Source organism: Paenibacillus sp. GCM10027630 (assembly GCF_042676305.1).
GTDB lineage: Bacteria > Bacillota > Bacilli > Paenibacillales > NBRC-103111 > Paenibacillus_S.
Window position 1 is genome coordinate 161,326 of the sequence record NZ_JBHTGY010000096.1, and the last position, 16,588, is coordinate 177,913.

Consider the following 16,588-nt stretch of genomic DNA (forward strand, 5'->3'; position numbering starts at 1 on the left):
CAAGTTCGTCTCCTCCTAAGAGTTCCGGTTTAGCGAAACTTACATCGTAAGCCTAATCTAATAGATTTTAGCGCATGCAATAACCTGACTTCTTAAAGATTACTCTTCGGTAACGTGAATCTTTAGCTTCGCAGTAACCTCAGGGTGAAGCTTTACACCAACCTCAGTCACGCCTAGTGTGCGAATCGGATCCTCCATAAGGATCTTCCGTTTGTCCAGCTTAATCTTCTGCTGTTTCTCCAGCTCTTCAGCCACCTGCTTGCTAGGAATAGCTCCGAATAAACGTCCATCCTTGCCTGATTTAGCCTTCAGCTCGACGGTCAGAGCCCCCAGCTTCTTGCCAAGCTCTACGGCCTCTTCCTTCTCTTGATCCTTTTTCCTTTGCTCTGCCTTTTTCTGATTGTCTATCATCTTAACAGACGACTCACTCGCCGCCGCGGCCAATTGTTTAGGGAATAGGAAATTCGTTGCATATCCTTCGGAAACCTCTTTAACATCGCCCTTCTTGCCTTGTCCTTTAACATCCTTCAGTAAAATAACTTTCATTCGAAAAGCCCCTCCTCTGCGTGCATCTCACTTAGTATTTGTTTCAATCTTTGTGTCGCTTCTGAAATCGTTCCTTCGAATTGGGTAGCAGCATTAGTTAAATGCCCTCCGCCTCCCATTCGTTCCATAACAACCTGAGCATTCATTTGCCCTAGTGACCGGGCACTAATACCGATTAAGCCATCCGGGCGCTCGCTAATGACGAAAGAAGCCATTATACCTGTCATAGTTAACAATGTATCAGCAACCTGCGCAATGAGCAACTGAGAATATTTGCGATTTGGTTCAGTTACAGCAAGCGCGATGTGATCATAAATAACAACCGCGTTTTTAATAACCTCAGACTTTTGGATAAATGCATTCAGATCTTCCTTGAGCAGTCGCTGTACGAGCGATGAATCCGCGCCGTTGCGGCGAAGGAAGGATGCAGCTTCAAATGTTCTTGCGCCAGTAGCTAAGCTGAAGCTTTTTGTATCCACTACAATTCCCGCCAACAGAGCGGTTGCCTCTAATACTCCCATCGTTAAACGGTCGTTGAAATATTGCAGCAGCTCCGTCACGAGCTCACAGGTTGATGAGGCATAAGGCTCCATGTACACAAGCGTCGCATCCTGGATGAACTCCTCACCTCGGCGGTGATGGTCAACTATGAACTTGCGCTGCGTCAGCTGCAGCAGCTTGGGCTCGGCCACCATAGATGCCTTATGCGTGTCCACAACAACCGCAAGCGTTCGTTGGTTCGTTATCTGCATAGCCTGCTCCGGAGTAATGAACCAACGGTTCAGCTTCTCATCCTCAGAGATCGTATCCATCAGCTTTTGAATCGAAGGATTAACTCCTTCCAGCACGATGTATCCTTCTTTATTGCTTACATGTACCGCCTTCAATACTCCAATTGCTGCTCCGATTGCATCCATGTCCGGATATCGGTGGCCCATAATAATAACTTTATCGCATTCTTTGATCAGATCGCGCAGCGCATGAGAGATAACCCTTGCACGTACCCTTGTCCTTTTCTCAACAGCGTTAGAACGTCCGCCATAGAAAGACAGCCTCTCTCCAATCTTTACAGCAACCTGATCGCCACCACGGCCTAATGCCATGTCCAAGCTCGTTTGCGCCAGCTGCCCAAGCTCCGTTAATGAATCACTGCCGGAAGCAATCCCGATACTAAGTGTAAGCGGCAGCTTATGCTCAATAGTTAAGTCTCGTACCTCGTCCAATATCTCAAAACGTGACTGCTCCAATGCCTTCAAACCCTTCTGATCCATTAGAATCAGATAACGGTCAGATGCAGTGCGGCGTAAGTACACGTTATTTTTCAGAGCCCACTCTGTAATTTCTCCAGTTACTTTAGCCATCATAATGCTTCGGGTTTGGTCATCCATTCCCTGAGTAGCCTCGTCCAGATTATCCATGGTGACGATTCCTATAGCAAGCTTGCCTTCTTCATAGCGTATCGATAATTGTTTGAAAGCCGTTATATCCGTAAAATACAACAATCTTTCATCCTGCTTAAGCTGCACCATGTACAAGTTTTTGCCGATCGCAATTTCCAGCTTTAGGTCCTTCTCCTTGCGTGACTTCAAAGAAGGGAAAAGCTCCAACAACTGCTCGCCAATCAATGATTCCTTACTGAGCATCTTCGCCACAAATGGATTATGCCATTCGATAACTTTCTCCTCATTATAGAGCAGAATCCCTAACGGAAGCTCGTGAATAACATCCGTTCCGGCACGTTTGATTCGATGGGACAGTGTAGCTACGTAATGGTTCAATTCCTTGCGGAACGCCTGCTCCGCCTTCAAAGTAAAATACGCCAAGATCCCGCATAGAAACAGGGCAATCACACTGATTACCCATTGATACATAAGCAATATAAAAATCAAAATGAGTATTAAAGCAAATATCCATACGATATGCAAGCCGTGCCAACGCTTTAGCAGGAACTTCGGCATTCATCTCGCCCCTAATCCATACATTATTTTCCAGTCATGCGTTCACGGATCGGGAACGCTACATCAAACACACCAAGCAGACTGAACATAAAGTAAGCCGGCGGAAAAATCAACAAAGCTATAATGCCGATGATAGGCAGCGTCCGGTTCCATTGCTTCGAATGGGCTACATAGAATAGAAACGCTATTGCTTGTATAGCAAACACAGCCGTAAGCAGCGGTAATAAGTTTAACAGCAACGTAAAGAAGATCGAATTTGAATCCCTTACAAAAAACTCCATGAACAGAGCAATTACATAGTACCAGACGAATGACCTCGGCAGCATCCAATCACGTATAGGTTTGAACGCCGGTATGGATTCACCCGAACGATTCAACAGCTTTCTGGCTAACCAATGCGTTACCACGATAAGGAACAGAGAAGATACAATCATATAAAACGGAAGCATCTGGCTCATTAATTGTACCAGCGTATCCGGATCGATTGCTATCATACTTCTTAGCTGCGCAGGCATTGTTTCCAGAACCTCTAACATAAACTGCTTCATTTTACTAATCAGATTCAGTCCGAACATGTAAGCAACCAATATACTCAGCAGCATTTCAGCAAGCATTGTTATAGTACCGATGGTCAAAACCGTTCTAGCCGGGGCGCGTTTCTTATACAAATTACCCATTTGAATAACCGGCGGCAGAAAGAACAGGGAAATGGCTATTAGCACCACACCTACCCAGCCCGTTATGAGAACGGAAGCTGCAACATAGAGAGCAGCCAAGCTGATACCATAATAGATCAGAAATCGTTTCGTCTCAAGCTTGACGTATTGTACGAGTACAGGAATCATCAACAAGCTTAATGTAATGATATTTAATGGTGATAAAATCGACAGGAGCAAAACAACAGTCAGCAAGCTCCAGCCAAGCATACTTTTTGCGGAACCTTTCCCCAACACATTCACCTCTTACGCATATGTTCTTCCAAAGCAGATATATCGCCATACCATTGTTCCAATTGGTGACCTTCAGCTTTATGCTTCTTCATTTTTTCCAAAATTGCTTCATCTAAACTGCGAAATGAGATGTCTATCTTTCTAGCCATTAGTTAATTATACCACAATTTTAAACCTTTTGTTCGGCTTGCCACAGCTTGAAGCAATAATCAATGATCTCTCTTCTACGGATAATTCCAATAAATACCTCACTGTCATCAATTACAGGCACATAGTTTTGATTGGTCGCCAATGTAATTAAATCCTGCATTTGCTGGTCAATACGTACAGGCTTTATAGCCATATGCTGAGCCACATCCCGGAGGTGGACTTTATGTGCGTTGTCAAAACCTATCTCGGGGGAATGCTTTAATTTCCATAAAAGATCCCCTTCCGTAATCGTACCCACATATTTGCCATCCTCGTTAACAAGAGGAACCGCCGAATAGCGGTGATATTCCATACGTTCCAGCGCCTGGCGCATTGTAGAATTAGGAGATAAATAAATAACGTCTTCTTTAGGAACAAGAAAAAAAGCAATATTCACCTAAGCCACCCTTTCGAAGTAATAATTCCATACTACCTTTACCCTACTTCATAATACACTATGATTCCCAAGGAAGATATACAACTGTATATCCTTTTATTGTACCAAAATAAAGAACCCGGCTCATCCCCATTAACCAGGTTCTTATCAGATAAAAAGACAGCTGATGCACGAAGCTCAGCTGCCCTATTGTTATATAAAGCTAAAATAACTGCTACTTGATAGTAACGCTGACCTTAGTCTTCAGGTTAGAAAAGCTAACCGTTATTGTAGCCGTTCCTTTTCCAGTAGCTTTTATAATCCCGTCTTTTACGTCTGCGATCATAATATTGGAGCTGGTCCACATCGCAGGCTTGGTTACATCCTCTTCAAACCCATCCGTATAAGTGGCAATGGCCTGGATTTCTCCCGCTTCGCCTTCTTTGAGATCCAGCTTCACCACATTGGTTTTCAAATATTTAAGTGTGCCGATTTCTACTGGGACTGTAATTGTTTTACCGCCAAAATTGGCTGACAAGGTTAGTTTTCCAGGAGCAGTGGTTGTCAATAATCCACCAATGACATCCGCAATTTTATAATTGGAGGTTTTCCATGCCGCATCCTCCGTAACATCTTTGGTGCTTCCATCTGAAAGTGTCGCTGTCAATCTAACTTGAACCGATTGCCCCGTTTTCATTGCGATAAAACGTTGATCGACTTCCAGCTTTTGAACAACTCCTATTTCAACAGGAATGGTGATGCTTTTTCCTCCATAGGTTGCTGTAATAGTAACCTTGCCGCGTGTAATAGGAGTTACTACCCCTGAATTCGACACTTGCGCAATAAGAGGATTGCTTGATTTCCATTCCGCCTCGCTAGTAACATCATGGGATGCATCTAATGAATCAGTTGCGGACAGCGTAATTTGTTTCACTTCGCCTAAATCAAAAATCAAATATGGAATATTGGCGACCAATTTATTAGCCGTGTCCACTTGAACACTAAACGTGATTGATTTATTACCTACTGTGGCCGTAACTTGTGTTTCACCTGAACCAATTGCCGTAACCTTGCCATCTTCCACTGTTGCAACCTTCAGATTAGAGCTGGTCCATTCAGCTTCTGTTGTTACCTCTTTGGTGGTGCTGTCTGTATATTTAGCCGTAACGATAAGCTGTTGATTACCGCCCTTTTTCAAGACCACATTGGTTTTCTCCGTCGTAGTCAGGCTATCTATAACGCCCACCGATACTTTAACTGTTGCTGTCTTTGTTCCATATTTCGCGGAGACCGATGCGGCTCCTGTTGCAATTCCCGTTATGTTACCGTTATTTACGCTAGCCGTTTCAACTGAACTGGAGAGCCATTCAGCCTTGCTTGTTATATCCACTTTACCTCTCTCATCCGGATAAACCGCATAAAGAGTAATTTGTTCAGAAGCTCCCACCTGGAAGTTAACGGTCTTCTTCGATAATTCTAGTGAAGTTGGAATATCCACTAGCACTTTGGCAGTTATGCTCTTCCCACCATAAGTAGCCGTTACCTTGGTTTCGCCTGACTTATAGGTCGTAATTTTCCCTTTTGTGACAAACGCTATGGCATCATTATCTACTGACCATTCCGCACTGTCAGTAACATCGTTATTTGTTGAGCCATCCGCATATGTAGCATATAGCTTTAGTTGCCCAGGAGTTCCTACTTGTAGAGAATAGACCTCCTTGTCTAATTCCAATCTTCTAGGCACATCTACATCAACTACCGTTGTGATCGTTTTTTCCCCGAATTTAGCAGTAATTGTAGCTTCGCCAATAGAATTTGCAGTTAAATTTCCTTTGTAAACATAAACGATATTTTCATTGCTTGATGTCCACTCTGCACGTTCAGTAATATCTTCAGGTGCCCCATTTCCAGTATTCGCATAGGTCGCAAAAAGCTTAAGTGCCTCTTTACCATTCTTTTTCATGAAAACATTTTGTTTATCGATATCGAGCTTGATAGCATTATCCACATCAACCTTAATGGTTGTTGTTTGAGTACCATAAGATGCTGTTATTGTCGCTTTACCTGGTCCATAGCCCGTAATTACCCCATTCAATACATCAGCTACAGTCCCTTTGTCTGTTTCCCATTCTGCTTTGTCCGCTACATCCACTTTATCCCCGTTAGGATATGTAGCAATCAATTCAACTTTCTCTTCGCCCTTTAACAATAAGGATACTTGTGATTTCTTGGCATCAATACGCTTCACTATTTCTACATTAACCGGCAAGCTCAATGTTTGATTGTTATATTTAGCTGTAATAATCGCCGTTCCTGAGCTTAGACCTTTAACCAAGCCGTTAGTCACTGTTGCAACCGAATTGTTATTGCTTGTCCAATCCGCTTTGGTTGTAACGATCTGATCGGTTCCGTCATCATAATAAGCTGTAAGACTGATATTTTCAGTTCCTCCCAGCCTTAAGTCTATCGACTGTTTATCCTTTGTCATAGTTTTTACACGCTTCGTTACTGTTACATTTACAAAGACGGTTTTCCCTAAATAAGTGGCAGTAAGAACAGCCGTGCCTTCCTTTTTACCGGTCACTACACCTGCATATACAGTTGCAACATCCTCAGCCTTGGAAACCCAATCTGTTTTCACGGTTACATTCTCAGTTGAATTAGATACGAATACGGCTGTAGCCGTTAAATTGGTAGTTGCCCCGACTTCCAGCGAAACTTCATTTTTATTCAGCACTAGGCTTGAAATCTCATCAGCGGCAAACACATTCGTACGGGTCAAATTGCTAGTAGCTACTAAAATAATAGTTAATAATAGCATTATTCGGGTAAATCTAAACATAAACTCTTACCTCCGTTGTATGGATCTCTAGTTAAATTCATACTTGATTGCGCACTTTCATCCATCTAAATAGGTCGTCTACTAAATATCGGTTATATTGTCGAAAAAATTTATACTACCACTAATATAATTTTATTAATAACATTAAGTCAATGACTACGATGAGTTCAATCCCCCTTTTATCCTATTAATAGCTTGCTGCGTCCACGAAAAGAAAAACAATAGAGGAAGTATTTATTCCTTTAACACTTGGAAAGCGCAAAAAACAGAGAGATAACGGAATAGCCAATTCCGTTATCTCTCTGTTTTTCTGCATATGGCTCATAATTTGCCCAAATAACGGACTTCCGACCGCTATAGCCTATTTAAAATCTGATAATATAAAAAAACAACCGGTTGGTATAAACCCAACCGGTTGTCTCCTTATTACGTTACTATTCCGTTGTGTATGGCAGCAACGCGATTTGACGTGAGCGTTTGATCGCAATCGTCAAGGCACGTTGGTATTTAGCCGAAGTTCCTGTTACACGGCGGGGAAGAATCTTACCACGCTCGCTGATAAACTTCTTCAACGTTTCGATGTCTTTATAGTCAATGTGAGTAATTTTATTCACAGTGAAGTAACAAACTTTACGGCGCTTTCCGCCTTTGCCGCCCTTACGGCCGCCAAACTTGCGTTCGCCACGGTCTTCGCTGTTATTATCTCTTCTTTGGAATCCCATCGTTATTCAGTCCTTTCTACGTTAAAATGGCAAATCATCATCGGAAATATCAATCGGTTTTCCATCATCCTGGAACGGATCTTGATTGTCTCGTGGTCCGCTGTTACGTTGTTGGCTGTTACCGCCGCCACCCATTCCATCTTCACGGCTTGCATTCGCACCACCGCCGCTATTTGCAGATTCCAAGAAACGAACATTATCGGCAATAACTTCTGTCACATATACGCGGCGACCCTCGTTATTATCGTAGTTACGAACTTGAATCCTGCCTTCAACTGCAGCCAGGCGTCCTTTACGCAAGTAATTGGCACATGTTTCAGCAAGCTGGCGCCATGTTACAATATTGATAAAGTCTGCTTCCCGTTCCTTTTGCTGGTTCGTGAAAGGACGATCCACGGCCAACGAAAATGTAGTTACGGCAACTCCTGCAGGTGTATAGCGCAATTCAGGGTCACGAGTAAGCCTTCCAATCAGAATCACACGATTTAGCAACCTTAAACCCTCCCAGCATGTCAATTACGGCATTTGATGCCTTAAGCTACATCTTTAACGATCAGGTAACGAATGATTTCATCAGAAATCTTCATTACACGGTCAAGCTCAGTAATAACATCATTGTTAGCGTTGAAATGAACTAACACGTAATGACCATCACGGATCTTGTTGATCTCATACGCAAGACGACGCTTACCCATAACATCATGCTTCGTAATTTCTCCACCGTTGTTGATGATGTTTTGAAATTTTTCTACCGTAGATTGAACAACTTCTTGTTCAAGATCCGGACGAATAATGTACATGATTTCATATTTGCGCATGGTTTCACCTCCTTTTGGACTAAACGGCTCCACTGTGTACGGCATATCACCGAACGGAGCAAGGAGCGAGTAATACTTGGTTATCAAAACTCGCACTATAATACTATAGCAAAACTGCTGCCCAATAACAAGTTTTAAATTCCACCTTACTTGTCACCTTCTTTAATGGTAAATATTTATGCTCATGCATTTCTCTCCTTGGGGAAAACTAACATTACACTTCATAACAGGAGGTGACTAGAAATGGGCGAATGGAGTCAATTTAGACCAGGTGACAAAGCTCCCAACGATGGCGAGTACATGGAGATGGGGGAAAATGCCTTCCATATGGGAATCAACGATCCTACTATCATTACTTTGAAAAAAGGTGAAACATTCCCAGATACCTCCAACCACAACCGCAAATGGAAACGTAAATACTAGCCTCTCCTCCCTCTCATGGGCAAAGCCCAAGCTTAAGCCCCTGAGAGGGCTCTAACTTCACTTACAAAAGGAGCCACTACCATGCGATATACAGCCACCCTGTTCTGCACGGCACTCGGAGCAGCCCTTTGCCTTATGCATTACATTGGTCACGATTCAGAACCCATCTACCTTATATTTTACGCGCTCAGTGTACCAGCGTGGTTCTTCCCTTTCTTTTCTTATACAAATGTCAACGCAGCACTGCTATATGTCCTCACCATTGCGTCTTGGGCGTTAATAGGCTATGTAGTCGATCGTTTCACTGTACGGAGAAGAACCCGGTCTCACTGATCGTTTTGTGATCTTATTTGAATGGATCTTTAACGGTTTTATAAGAACAGTTTCCACTCTAAGCGCTTTCGATTTCGATAAAGAATAGCGTTTCTTGCAAAATCAGACTTTGCTCAGTTCAGCTTTCCTGAAACCTTATGGAGTCTGATGTTATAAGAAAAGCTTCTGATCGAAGCCCTCTCGATGAAGATACATTTCGTGTCTAAGCGGTTGCTTTTCTTGCAATATTAGAAAGGTGAACCTCCGGTTCAAACTTATATTTTCTAATATTATCAAAAAAACCTCCTTTCGCATTTAATCTGCATAAGGAGGTTGTTATCTTTAATATGTAGGTTATAACTTAAGTGGCGGAAAGAGTGGGAGTCGAACCCACGCACGGCTTGCGCCGCCTAGCTGATTTCGAGTCAGCCCCCTTGGGCCTCTTGGGTACCTTTCCGCGCTAAAAAGGGACAAGTAGTAATATACCACAGTTTAGCCATGGTTTGCAACCATTATCTTAGAGTCAATCCGCGCTTAATTCTGAAGCACTGGGGTTAGAACGCAGCACCTTCTTCAGTTTGCTTTCGAACTTCGCCCTCGGTACCAGTACGCTATGCTTGCAGCCTACACATTTGATGCGGATATCCATTCCAAGCCGGATTACTTCCATTTCATTGCTCCCGCAAGGGTGAGGCTTCTTCATTTGGACAATATCGCCTAGTTGATACTGTTTTCGTTCCATACACGCCCTCCCCCTTTTCTTTGTATTGGAAACATGGAAGCTAGTTTAATTAGCCTGGGACTCTTTGCTCTCAATACTTAAAGCGTCCAATGCTTTTTTGATTTCGGCATAAAGCTCTCGAGATACTAGCGCCTGTGTGTTCGGCTTGCACTCCACCGTTGTTCGAAGTGTTATCTCTGAGGTGCTGAGCGTTTGTACTCCAAGCACTTGTGGCTCTTTTACCATATTGACATTGGATTCGTAATTTTTCAATACGGTTGTTCGCAACACTTCTAATGCTTTATCAATATCTGACGCATAAGCAATCGAAATATCTACAACAGCTATTGAATTATTCAATGAGAAGTTGGTTACCTGATTTATAGTCCCGTTGGGAATAAAATGTACTTCCCCTGTCCAGCTCTTCAACTTCGTAACCCGCAGCCCGATTTCTTCTACTGTTCCTTTATACGTTCCTATTTGAACTATATCCCCTACTGCGAATTGATCTTCAAAAATAATAAAAAAGCCTGTTATAACATCTTTTACTAAGCTCTGCGCACCAAATCCGATGGCCAATCCAACGACGCCTGCACCCGCCAATATAGGCTCCAAACGGATACCGAATTGATTAAGAATCATTAATATGACTATAAAATTAACCACATATGCCGTGATATTACCCAACAATCTTCCAATCGTATTTGTTCGTCTTGTATCGAGCTTTAACGGGTTCCTGTCTCTGGCAACCAGCATATGCTCCAAAGCCTTATTTGCAAGTTTCATGACCAGCCGGCCTGCGAAATAAATAAAAATGACTTTTAACGCCCCGATAAGAAGACCTGTCCATACCTCCGGATTGGAGATATAGGCGATGAATGGATCCCACACCTGCTGCCATCCGGCAATTAAACCCATTTTATCCTCCAGAAGAAAACCTTGTACCAAATAATTCATTTGTTTCCCACCCTATGCATCCATGTTAACATACTGATCGTCTTTTTTGAAGAAAATGCCCCTTATTTCTACTCTTTCTTCTTCTATGATTTGTTTCACTCTTTTATACTCTTCTTTGGGAAATTCAAGGGAAAGTGCACATCCTGCTGTAATATCCTTGGGCGTAGGACGCATGTCATTCTCTATTTCTGCATATTCCAGCAGCATCTCAGCTCTTAACGCCTGTTGGGTCGAATCAAATGCCATTAATAACATGCCCTCTCACCCCTATCATTTTTTCACAAACTTACGTATAAATTGAACCCTTCTTCCGTATACTAGTAAAAATTGTTTTTACACTCCTACGAATTGGAGGGCTATTATATGAAATTTTCTTTTCATAGAGACACCGTGATGCCAAAAGAGGTTGAAAATTTAAAGGTTCAACACACCGAAAATAACATCATCGAAGTCCTGTCTGACCGTCTATGCTCAGTGCTTGGTCAAATCCCTACACAGCAGCCTCTCATCATTGTATGCGTTGGAACCGATCGCTCAACTGGAGATTCCCTTGGTCCCCTTGTTGGTTCACAGTTGAAAAAGTACAGCTTAGAAAGCTTTCACTTATATGGAACTCTCGAACAACCTGTCCATGCTATGAATTTGAAGGAAACTCTTGACGCTATCAACTCCCAGTACAATAACCCTTACATTATAGCCATTGATGCATGCTTAGGTCAGCTAGCCAGTGTAGGATGCATCCAGATCGGTAACGGTCCGGTCAAGCCTGGGGCAGGCGTTAATAAAGAGCTTCCTCCTGTAGGCAATATGCATATTACTGGAATCGTTAATGTAGGCGGTTTTATGGAATATTTTGTACTTCAGAACACTCGCCTTAGTCTTGTAATGAGCATGTCTGAAGTTATTGCCCGCTCTTTCTACGTCGCATTAAGCAATATTAAACGCTTTGCAGCCGTTACTTCGTTGACACACATCGATTAATAGCTTCTTTTTCTTCAGGCGACAGAGGATACTGGGACTGCCCTTTCGTCAATGGCTTTGCGTATACATAGGTCTCTTCCCTGTTATGAATTCCCGACACTACAACTCCATCTACATTTTCATCCAAAATAGCTAGTGAAAAGCTAAGGTCGCTGCCGCTCTCTGCAAATGCATTGTAGCGGTAGATGCCTATTTTGGACTTCATTGTTTTCATCTGCTGTGTTATTAATTGAATCTGCTGTTTGACTCCATCTACTTCCGCGTTACTTGATGCCACCTTTTCTTGCAGACCAATCAATGCACTTTCCACGTTTAAACTTGCATCGCCATTTAGCATACTCATATAGTTTTTTCTAAGCTTATTCAGTTTGCTCGATAATACAAGCACGATTATTAGAAAAACTACAATTACAATTAACATAACAACCATCAGTACTCTGACATCCAGCAACTCCAGTATTTCCCCCACACTCATTTCCTCCTGCATCTCTATGAATAAGCCCTTTACTTCATATGCTTAGCGATTTCCTTCACCGCACTTATTAGACGCTCTACTTCCTCATTTGTTGTAAAATACCCTACACTCGCTCTTACAGCACCTCTCTCCAGCGTCCCTGCGCTTTCATGAGCTAATGGAGAGCAATGGTAACCGGCACGAACCGCAATTTGAAAGGATTGATCTAATATAAAAGCAATCTCTGATGAATCCGATTGATTTATAGTAAAGGATACGATTCCTGTTCTATTTTGCCCCAAATCTGGCCCCAGCACTGAAACTCCTTCAATTCCCATCAATGCCTCCATAAGCAATTGAGTTTGTTCCCATTCTTTCTTATGTATACGCTCAACTGTTTCTTTAAGCACAAATTTTACACCTTCATTTAATCCGGCTATTCCCACTGTGTTTTGAGTGCCCGACTCATATCGATCCGGCCTTACTGTAGGCTGGTCTATAGCTTCCGACTGACTCCCCGTCCCGCCATGCAGCAGAGGCTCCAATTCGAGCTCAGGGGCTATATAGAGCCCTCCTGTACCCTGAGGCCCCAACAGACTCTTATGGCCTGGAAAAGCCAGCATATCGACCCCCATAAGCGCCACATTTAAATCAAGCGTACCTGCCGTTTGCGCCGCATCCACCAACAATTTAACCCCTGTTTGTTTACACAACTCTCCCAATTGCTCTACAGGTAAAATACTCCCTAACAAGTTAGAACCATGACTGCAAACTAATAAAGTTGTTTTACTGTTAAACGCTTCTTTGACGTCCTGAACAGAAAGTTCACCTTTTTCATTAGTTTTCACATAGCTTATGCTTACCCCTTTTGTTTTTTTCAAAAACTCCAAAGGTCTGCGAACTGAATTATGTTCAACAGCAGTACACACTACATGGTCTCCCTCTTTTACAAATCCCATTATCGCTTGATTCAGCGCCATTGTAGTATTCAGTGCAAAGGAAATATCATTAGGATTTTTAACTTTCAGCAGCTTCGCCAAGCTTTTTCGTGTTTCGAACAGCGCACGACTTGCTTGTACAGCCATTTGATGGCTTCCCCTGCCCGGATTAGCGCCATAATGAAGCATACACTCCTGCATAGCTTGTAATACTTCAGGTGGTTTGGGCCACGATGATGCTGCATGATCTAAATAGGCTATATCCATTATCTTCTCACCCTCCTTCATAAAAAGTAGCATACCTAGTCTGCCCCATTCAAGCAGGCAATAATAAGGTATGCTACGTCAACTTCCCATTCGTTTCTACCGTTCCTTTTAAACTGATCTATACGTCAAGAAATTTTCCCTTGCAGCAGCTCCAACAAACGATCCAAATCATCTTTGGAATAATAAAGTAATTCAATCTTCCCTTTATTATTGTTGTGTTTAATTTTCACTGTTGTTCTGTACATTTCACGCAAGTTTTCTTCCAATTCATTAATGTATGGATCTTTTCGTTTCGATTTCGCAGAAGCAGCCTTCTTGTTGTCCGTTTTTTCTTCCAGCCGCTTTACTTCCTCTTCTAGCTCACGAACACTCCATTGCTCTTTTATCGCCAGCTCTGCTAAAGCTTTTATCGTTTTCGTATCCTTTAATCCGATGATTGCTTTTGCATGACCCATTGATAATGTTCCACGTGAAACATATTGTTTAATTTCTTCAGGAAGCTGAAGCAACCTCAAGAAGTTTGCAATATGCGACCTACTCTTCCCTACCTTAACCGACAACTCCTCTTGCGTTAAAGAAAATTGATCTATCAAGGCTTGATATGCAATAGCGATTTCCATTGCATTAAGATCTTCACGCTGCAGATTTTCAATTAGAGCAATTTCCATAACCTGCTGGTCACTGAACTTTTTAATTACTGCTGTGATTGTTGCCAAGCCGCAAACTTGAGAAGCTCTGAATCTGCGTTCGCCTGCTATAATTTCGTATCCTTTTAAAACACTTCTAACTATGATAGGCTGTATAATTCCGTGTTCTTTTATCGACGCTGCCAATTCATTGATCGATTCATCATGAAAAGTCCGTCTTGGTTGATATGGGTTGGGTCTTAGTTGTGACAACGGGATTTCTACGATTTTATCGTCATCCCCAATACTAAGAGCCGGTAATAATGCATCCAAACCTTTGCCTAATCGTTTACTCAAAGTGCGATCACTTCCTTCGCAAGCTCCATGTACACTTCGGCCCCTTTGGAACGTGGGTCATACGTAATGATCGATTGACCATGGCTCGGCGCCTCACTTAGCCTTACATTTCGTGGAATAATAGTTTGATAAACTTTTTGCTGGAAATACTTTTTCACTTCTTCAATTACTTGCATGCCTAAGTTCGTTCTCGCATCAAACATCGTTAACAGAACCCCTTCAATCTGAAGAGTGGTATTCAAATGTTTTTGTACCAAGCGAACTGTATTCAATAACTGGCTCAAGCCTTCCAAGGCGTAATACTCACATTGGATTGGTATAATAACCGAATCTGCTGCTGTTAAAGAATTAACCGTAAGTATACCCAAAGATGGCGGACAATCGATTAATATATAATCAAATAGATGTTTGACCAAATGCAAAGATTTCTTTAATCTGACTTCACGTGAAATAGTCGGCACCAGTTCTATCTCTGCACCCGCCAATTGAATTGTAGCAGGTATTATCTTCAAATTCGGTATGGCTGTATCGACCATAGCATCTTTTGGGTGAATGTCATTGATAATGACATCGTAGATACAGTAAACAACATCAGCCTTGTTAACACCAATACCACTGGTTGTATTCCCTTGAGGATCAATATCAACTAACAGCACCCTTTTACCTAATGCCGCCAATGATGCCCCAAGGTTAACGGACGTTGTTGTTTTACCAACACCACCCTTTTGATTTGTGATTGCTATAATCTTAGACAAAATCATTTCACCTCAATAAAATACTAATAACAAGCAATAACCCGGACTAATTAATAACTACAGTCAACCAATTCGAATAATTCCATAGATAGAAACATACCCATACATACAAACAAATGAAGTGACCTTTCGAAAAAACAATAGTTGCGACTTAACAATCTTAAATCGACTCAAAGCCACGTAATAACACAAACACATCAAAAAAATTAACAAGAAACCCATTTTCGAAGCATTTCACGGATAAGCGACCTCGATTTATTTGTAGGGTTACTTGCAATATCAGAATTTTCTGTTCCACTGTAAACTAAACATTCTGACATTATAAAAAGGTTAAGAAAAGCTCCCTTTAACGGAGCCTTAATAGAATTATTCTCTTATAAATAGCAACTAATCTATCATACTATATTTTTCACCGTTTTGGTATCTTGATTACGATTTCATAATGATCTTCATGATCTTGTTCATGTGTATTGATTTGCAAGCCTGAGGAAGTTACCATCTCAACGGATTGCCTGATTGTGTTTAATGCCAAGCGCACATCTTTGGAGAATGAAACTCGTTTCGTCTTTTTGATCTTGGCTGTCTCTTTCAGAAACTGAATTCTAGCTTCCGTTTGTTTAACATTTAGTTCCTTGGCCAAAATGTCTTCCAGCACTTTGACCTGCAAATCCTCCTGGCTCAAAGAGAGCAAGGCGCGAGCATGTCTTTCTGTAATCTTACGCTCCATTAAGGCCAATTTAACCGGCTCGCTAAGGTTTAATAGACGAATTTTGTTAGCTATTGTGGATTGGCTTTTCCCCAATCGCTGAGCTAAACTCTCTTGTGTTAAATTGTGTAAATCTATTAATTGTTGATAGGCTATCGCCTCTTCAATCGCTGTTAATCCTTCACGTTGCAGGTTCTCTATTAATGCGATAGAAGCAGCTTGAGAATCATTAAAATCCCGGACTATTGCTGGAATTGTATCCAATCCAAGTTTTTTGACAGCTCTCCATCTACGCTCTCCGGCAATTAATTCAAACTTGTTGTTCCTAACACGGACAACGATCGGCTGTATAACGCCGTGAGTTTTAATGGTCTGACACAGCTCTTCAATTCGCTCATCATCAAAAATTGTTCTAGGCTGATATGGACTTGGAACGATATCTTGGATTGAAATATTTTTAATTTCATCCGTCGAAGATTTATCCGTGAATCCAAACAATTTAGAGATCTGTTCTTTCATTAATCTAACCACCCGATCTTTAGCCGTAAATAGCAAAATACTACTCTAATAAATTCTCCAAAAGCTTGCCATTTCCTGCAAGAATATTGGCATAATCGTGAATAATATTTCAATTTTACATCTTGTGGAATTATATTATTAAAATATAGAAATAAACAATTAAAATGATTA

The 16,588-nt window shown here is 41.8% G+C and carries 19 protein-coding genes and 1 tRNA gene; 2 read left to right on the top strand and 18 right to left on the bottom strand.

From position 1 onward, the window contains the following. Window positions 1-99: 99 nt before the first annotated feature. The 9 genes from rplI to rpsF all read right to left on the bottom strand — a co-directional run bounded on the left by rplI (window position 100) and on the right by rpsF (window position 8,401). A complete protein-coding gene (gene rplI, locus ACFQ0C_RS36380) occupies window positions 100-546 on the bottom strand; it encodes a 50S ribosomal protein L9 (protein ID WP_258216411.1) in 447 nt (148 codons plus the stop codon). Continuing rightward, window positions 543-2,504, bottom strand: coding sequence for a DHH family phosphoesterase (locus ACFQ0C_RS36385; RefSeq protein ID WP_379374467.1), 1,962 nt, complete (start codon window positions 2,502-2,504; stop codon window positions 543-545). Before ACFQ0C_RS36385 ends, rplI begins: the two co-directional genes overlap by 4 nt. A gap of 23 nt (window positions 2,505-2,527) precedes the next feature. Further along, on the bottom strand, window positions 2,528-3,454 hold the full coding sequence (locus ACFQ0C_RS36390; RefSeq protein ID WP_258216413.1) for a DUF2232 domain-containing protein: 927 nt from the start codon (window positions 3,452-3,454) through the stop codon (window positions 2,528-2,530). 5 nt (window positions 3,455-3,459) lie between these two features. Next, window positions 3,460-3,603: a MazG-like family protein gene (locus ACFQ0C_RS36395; RefSeq protein ID WP_379374470.1), complete on the bottom strand. Its 144-nt coding sequence runs from the start codon at window positions 3,601-3,603 to the stop codon at window positions 3,460-3,462. A 20-nt stretch (window positions 3,604-3,623) separates the two neighbouring features. Then, window positions 3,624-4,040: a CBS domain-containing protein gene (locus ACFQ0C_RS36400; RefSeq protein WP_258216414.1), complete on the bottom strand. Its 417-nt coding sequence runs from the start codon at window positions 4,038-4,040 to the stop codon at window positions 3,624-3,626. A gap of 214 nt (window positions 4,041-4,254) precedes the next feature. Next, on the bottom strand, window positions 4,255-6,861 hold the full coding sequence (locus tag ACFQ0C_RS36405) for an Ig-like domain-containing protein (protein ID WP_379374472.1): 2,607 nt from the start codon (window positions 6,859-6,861) through the stop codon (window positions 4,255-4,257). A 434-nt stretch (window positions 6,862-7,295) separates the two neighbouring features. After that, entirely contained in the window at window positions 7,296-7,583 is a 288-nt protein-coding gene (gene rpsR, locus ACFQ0C_RS36410; protein ID WP_171652946.1) for a 30S ribosomal protein S18, read from the bottom strand. Between the two features lie 21 nt (window positions 7,584-7,604). Beyond that, entirely contained in the window at window positions 7,605-8,075 is a 471-nt protein-coding gene (gene ssb / locus ACFQ0C_RS36415) for a single-stranded DNA-binding protein (RefSeq protein WP_171652947.1), read from the bottom strand. A 41-nt stretch (window positions 8,076-8,116) separates the two neighbouring features. After that, window positions 8,117-8,401 (bottom strand): 30S ribosomal protein S6, encoded by a 285-nt coding sequence (rpsF, locus tag ACFQ0C_RS36420; protein WP_258216416.1) that lies wholly within the window; start codon window positions 8,399-8,401, stop codon window positions 8,117-8,119. 243 nt (window positions 8,402-8,644) lie between these two features. Between rpsF and ACFQ0C_RS36425 the strand changes: the two genes are divergently transcribed. Then, complete coding sequence (locus tag ACFQ0C_RS36425; protein WP_258216417.1) at window positions 8,645-8,824, top strand: YjzC family protein; 180 nt, start codon at window positions 8,645-8,647, stop codon at window positions 8,822-8,824. Between the two features lie 678 nt (window positions 8,825-9,502). Here ACFQ0C_RS36425 and ACFQ0C_RS36430 read toward each other — a convergent pair. From ACFQ0C_RS36430 to ACFQ0C_RS36445, 4 genes are all read right to left on the bottom strand, one after another. Next, window positions 9,503-9,593, bottom strand: a tRNA-Ser gene (locus ACFQ0C_RS36430). Between the two features lie 66 nt (window positions 9,594-9,659). Next, window positions 9,660-9,878 carry a DUF951 domain-containing protein gene (locus tag ACFQ0C_RS36435; RefSeq protein ID WP_258218257.1) on the bottom strand — a complete coding sequence of 73 codons (219 nt, stop codon included), beginning with the start codon at window positions 9,876-9,878 and terminating at the stop codon, window positions 9,660-9,662. Between the two features lie 45 nt (window positions 9,879-9,923). Next, a complete protein-coding gene (locus tag ACFQ0C_RS36440; RefSeq protein ID WP_258218258.1) occupies window positions 9,924-10,814 on the bottom strand; it encodes a mechanosensitive ion channel family protein in 891 nt (296 codons plus the stop codon). 12 nt (window positions 10,815-10,826) lie between these two features. Continuing rightward, window positions 10,827-11,069 (bottom strand): putative Se/S carrier protein, encoded by a 243-nt coding sequence (locus tag ACFQ0C_RS36445; RefSeq protein WP_258218259.1) that lies wholly within the window; start codon window positions 11,067-11,069, stop codon window positions 10,827-10,829. A 108-nt stretch (window positions 11,070-11,177) separates the two neighbouring features. Here ACFQ0C_RS36445 and yyaC point away from each other — a divergent pair, with 108 nt between their 5' ends. Next, window positions 11,178-11,795, top strand: a complete 618-nt coding sequence (gene yyaC, locus ACFQ0C_RS36450; RefSeq protein ID WP_379374476.1) for a spore protease YyaC — start codon at window positions 11,178-11,180, stop codon at window positions 11,793-11,795. Here yyaC and ACFQ0C_RS36455 read toward each other — a convergent pair. From ACFQ0C_RS36455 to noc, 5 genes are all read right to left on the bottom strand, one after another. Then, a complete protein-coding gene (locus tag ACFQ0C_RS36455) occupies window positions 11,770-12,264 on the bottom strand; it encodes a DUF4446 family protein (protein WP_379374478.1) in 495 nt (164 codons plus the stop codon). The genes yyaC and ACFQ0C_RS36455 overlap by 26 nt on opposite strands. A 35-nt stretch (window positions 12,265-12,299) precedes the next feature. Further along, complete coding sequence (locus ACFQ0C_RS36460) at window positions 12,300-13,454, bottom strand: aminotransferase class V-fold PLP-dependent enzyme (RefSeq protein WP_379374480.1); 1,155 nt, start codon at window positions 13,452-13,454, stop codon at window positions 12,300-12,302. A gap of 125 nt (window positions 13,455-13,579) precedes the next feature. Further along, window positions 13,580-14,437 (bottom strand): ParB/RepB/Spo0J family partition protein, encoded by an 858-nt coding sequence (locus tag ACFQ0C_RS36465; RefSeq protein ID WP_258218263.1) that lies wholly within the window; start codon window positions 14,435-14,437, stop codon window positions 13,580-13,582. Continuing rightward, window positions 14,434-15,192, bottom strand: a complete 759-nt coding sequence (locus tag ACFQ0C_RS36470) for a ParA family protein (protein WP_258218264.1) — start codon at window positions 15,190-15,192, stop codon at window positions 14,434-14,436. Before ACFQ0C_RS36470 ends, ACFQ0C_RS36465 begins: the two co-directional genes overlap by 4 nt. A gap of 409 nt (window positions 15,193-15,601) precedes the next feature. Continuing rightward, a complete protein-coding gene (noc, locus tag ACFQ0C_RS36475) occupies window positions 15,602-16,417 on the bottom strand; it encodes a nucleoid occlusion protein (RefSeq protein WP_258218265.1) in 816 nt (271 codons plus the stop codon). Window positions 16,418-16,588 lie beyond the last annotated feature (171 nt).

Coding starts and splice junctions, on each gene's coding strand:
- rplI (WP_258216411.1), bottom strand. CDS start 546: ATGAAAGTTATTTTACTGAAGGATGTTAAAGGACAAGGCAAGAAGGGC.
- ACFQ0C_RS36385 (WP_379374467.1), bottom strand. CDS start 2,504: ATGCCGAAGTTCCTGCTAAAGCGTTGGCACGGCTTGCATATCGTATGG.
- ACFQ0C_RS36395 (WP_379374470.1), bottom strand. CDS start 3,603: ATGGCTAGAAAGATAGACATCTCATTTCGCAGTTTAGATGAAGCAATT.
- ACFQ0C_RS36405 (WP_379374472.1), bottom strand. CDS start 6,861: ATGTTTAGATTTACCCGAATAATGCTATTATTAACTATTATTTTAGTA.
- rpsR (WP_171652946.1), bottom strand. CDS start 7,583: ATGGGATTCCAAAGAAGAGATAATAACAGCGAAGACCGTGGCGAACGC.
- rpsF (WP_258216416.1), bottom strand. CDS start 8,401: ATGCGCAAATATGAAATCATGTACATTATTCGTCCGGATCTTGAACAA.
- ACFQ0C_RS36425 (WP_258216417.1), top strand. CDS start 8,645: ATGGGCGAATGGAGTCAATTTAGACCAGGTGACAAAGCTCCCAACGAT.
- ACFQ0C_RS36435 (WP_258218257.1), bottom strand. CDS start 9,878: ATGGAACGAAAACAGTATCAACTAGGCGATATTGTCCAAATGAAGAAG.
- ACFQ0C_RS36440 (WP_258218258.1), bottom strand. CDS start 10,814: ATGAATTATTTGGTACAAGGTTTTCTTCTGGAGGATAAAATGGGTTTA.
- ACFQ0C_RS36445 (WP_258218259.1), bottom strand. CDS start 11,069: ATGTTATTAATGGCATTTGATTCGACCCAACAGGCGTTAAGAGCTGAG.
- yyaC (WP_379374476.1), top strand. CDS start 11,178: ATGAAATTTTCTTTTCATAGAGACACCGTGATGCCAAAAGAGGTTGAA.
- ACFQ0C_RS36460 (WP_379374480.1), bottom strand. CDS start 13,454: ATGGATATAGCCTATTTAGATCATGCAGCATCATCGTGGCCCAAACCA.
- noc (WP_258218265.1), bottom strand. CDS start 16,417: ATGAAAGAACAGATCTCTAAATTGTTTGGATTCACGGATAAATCTTCG.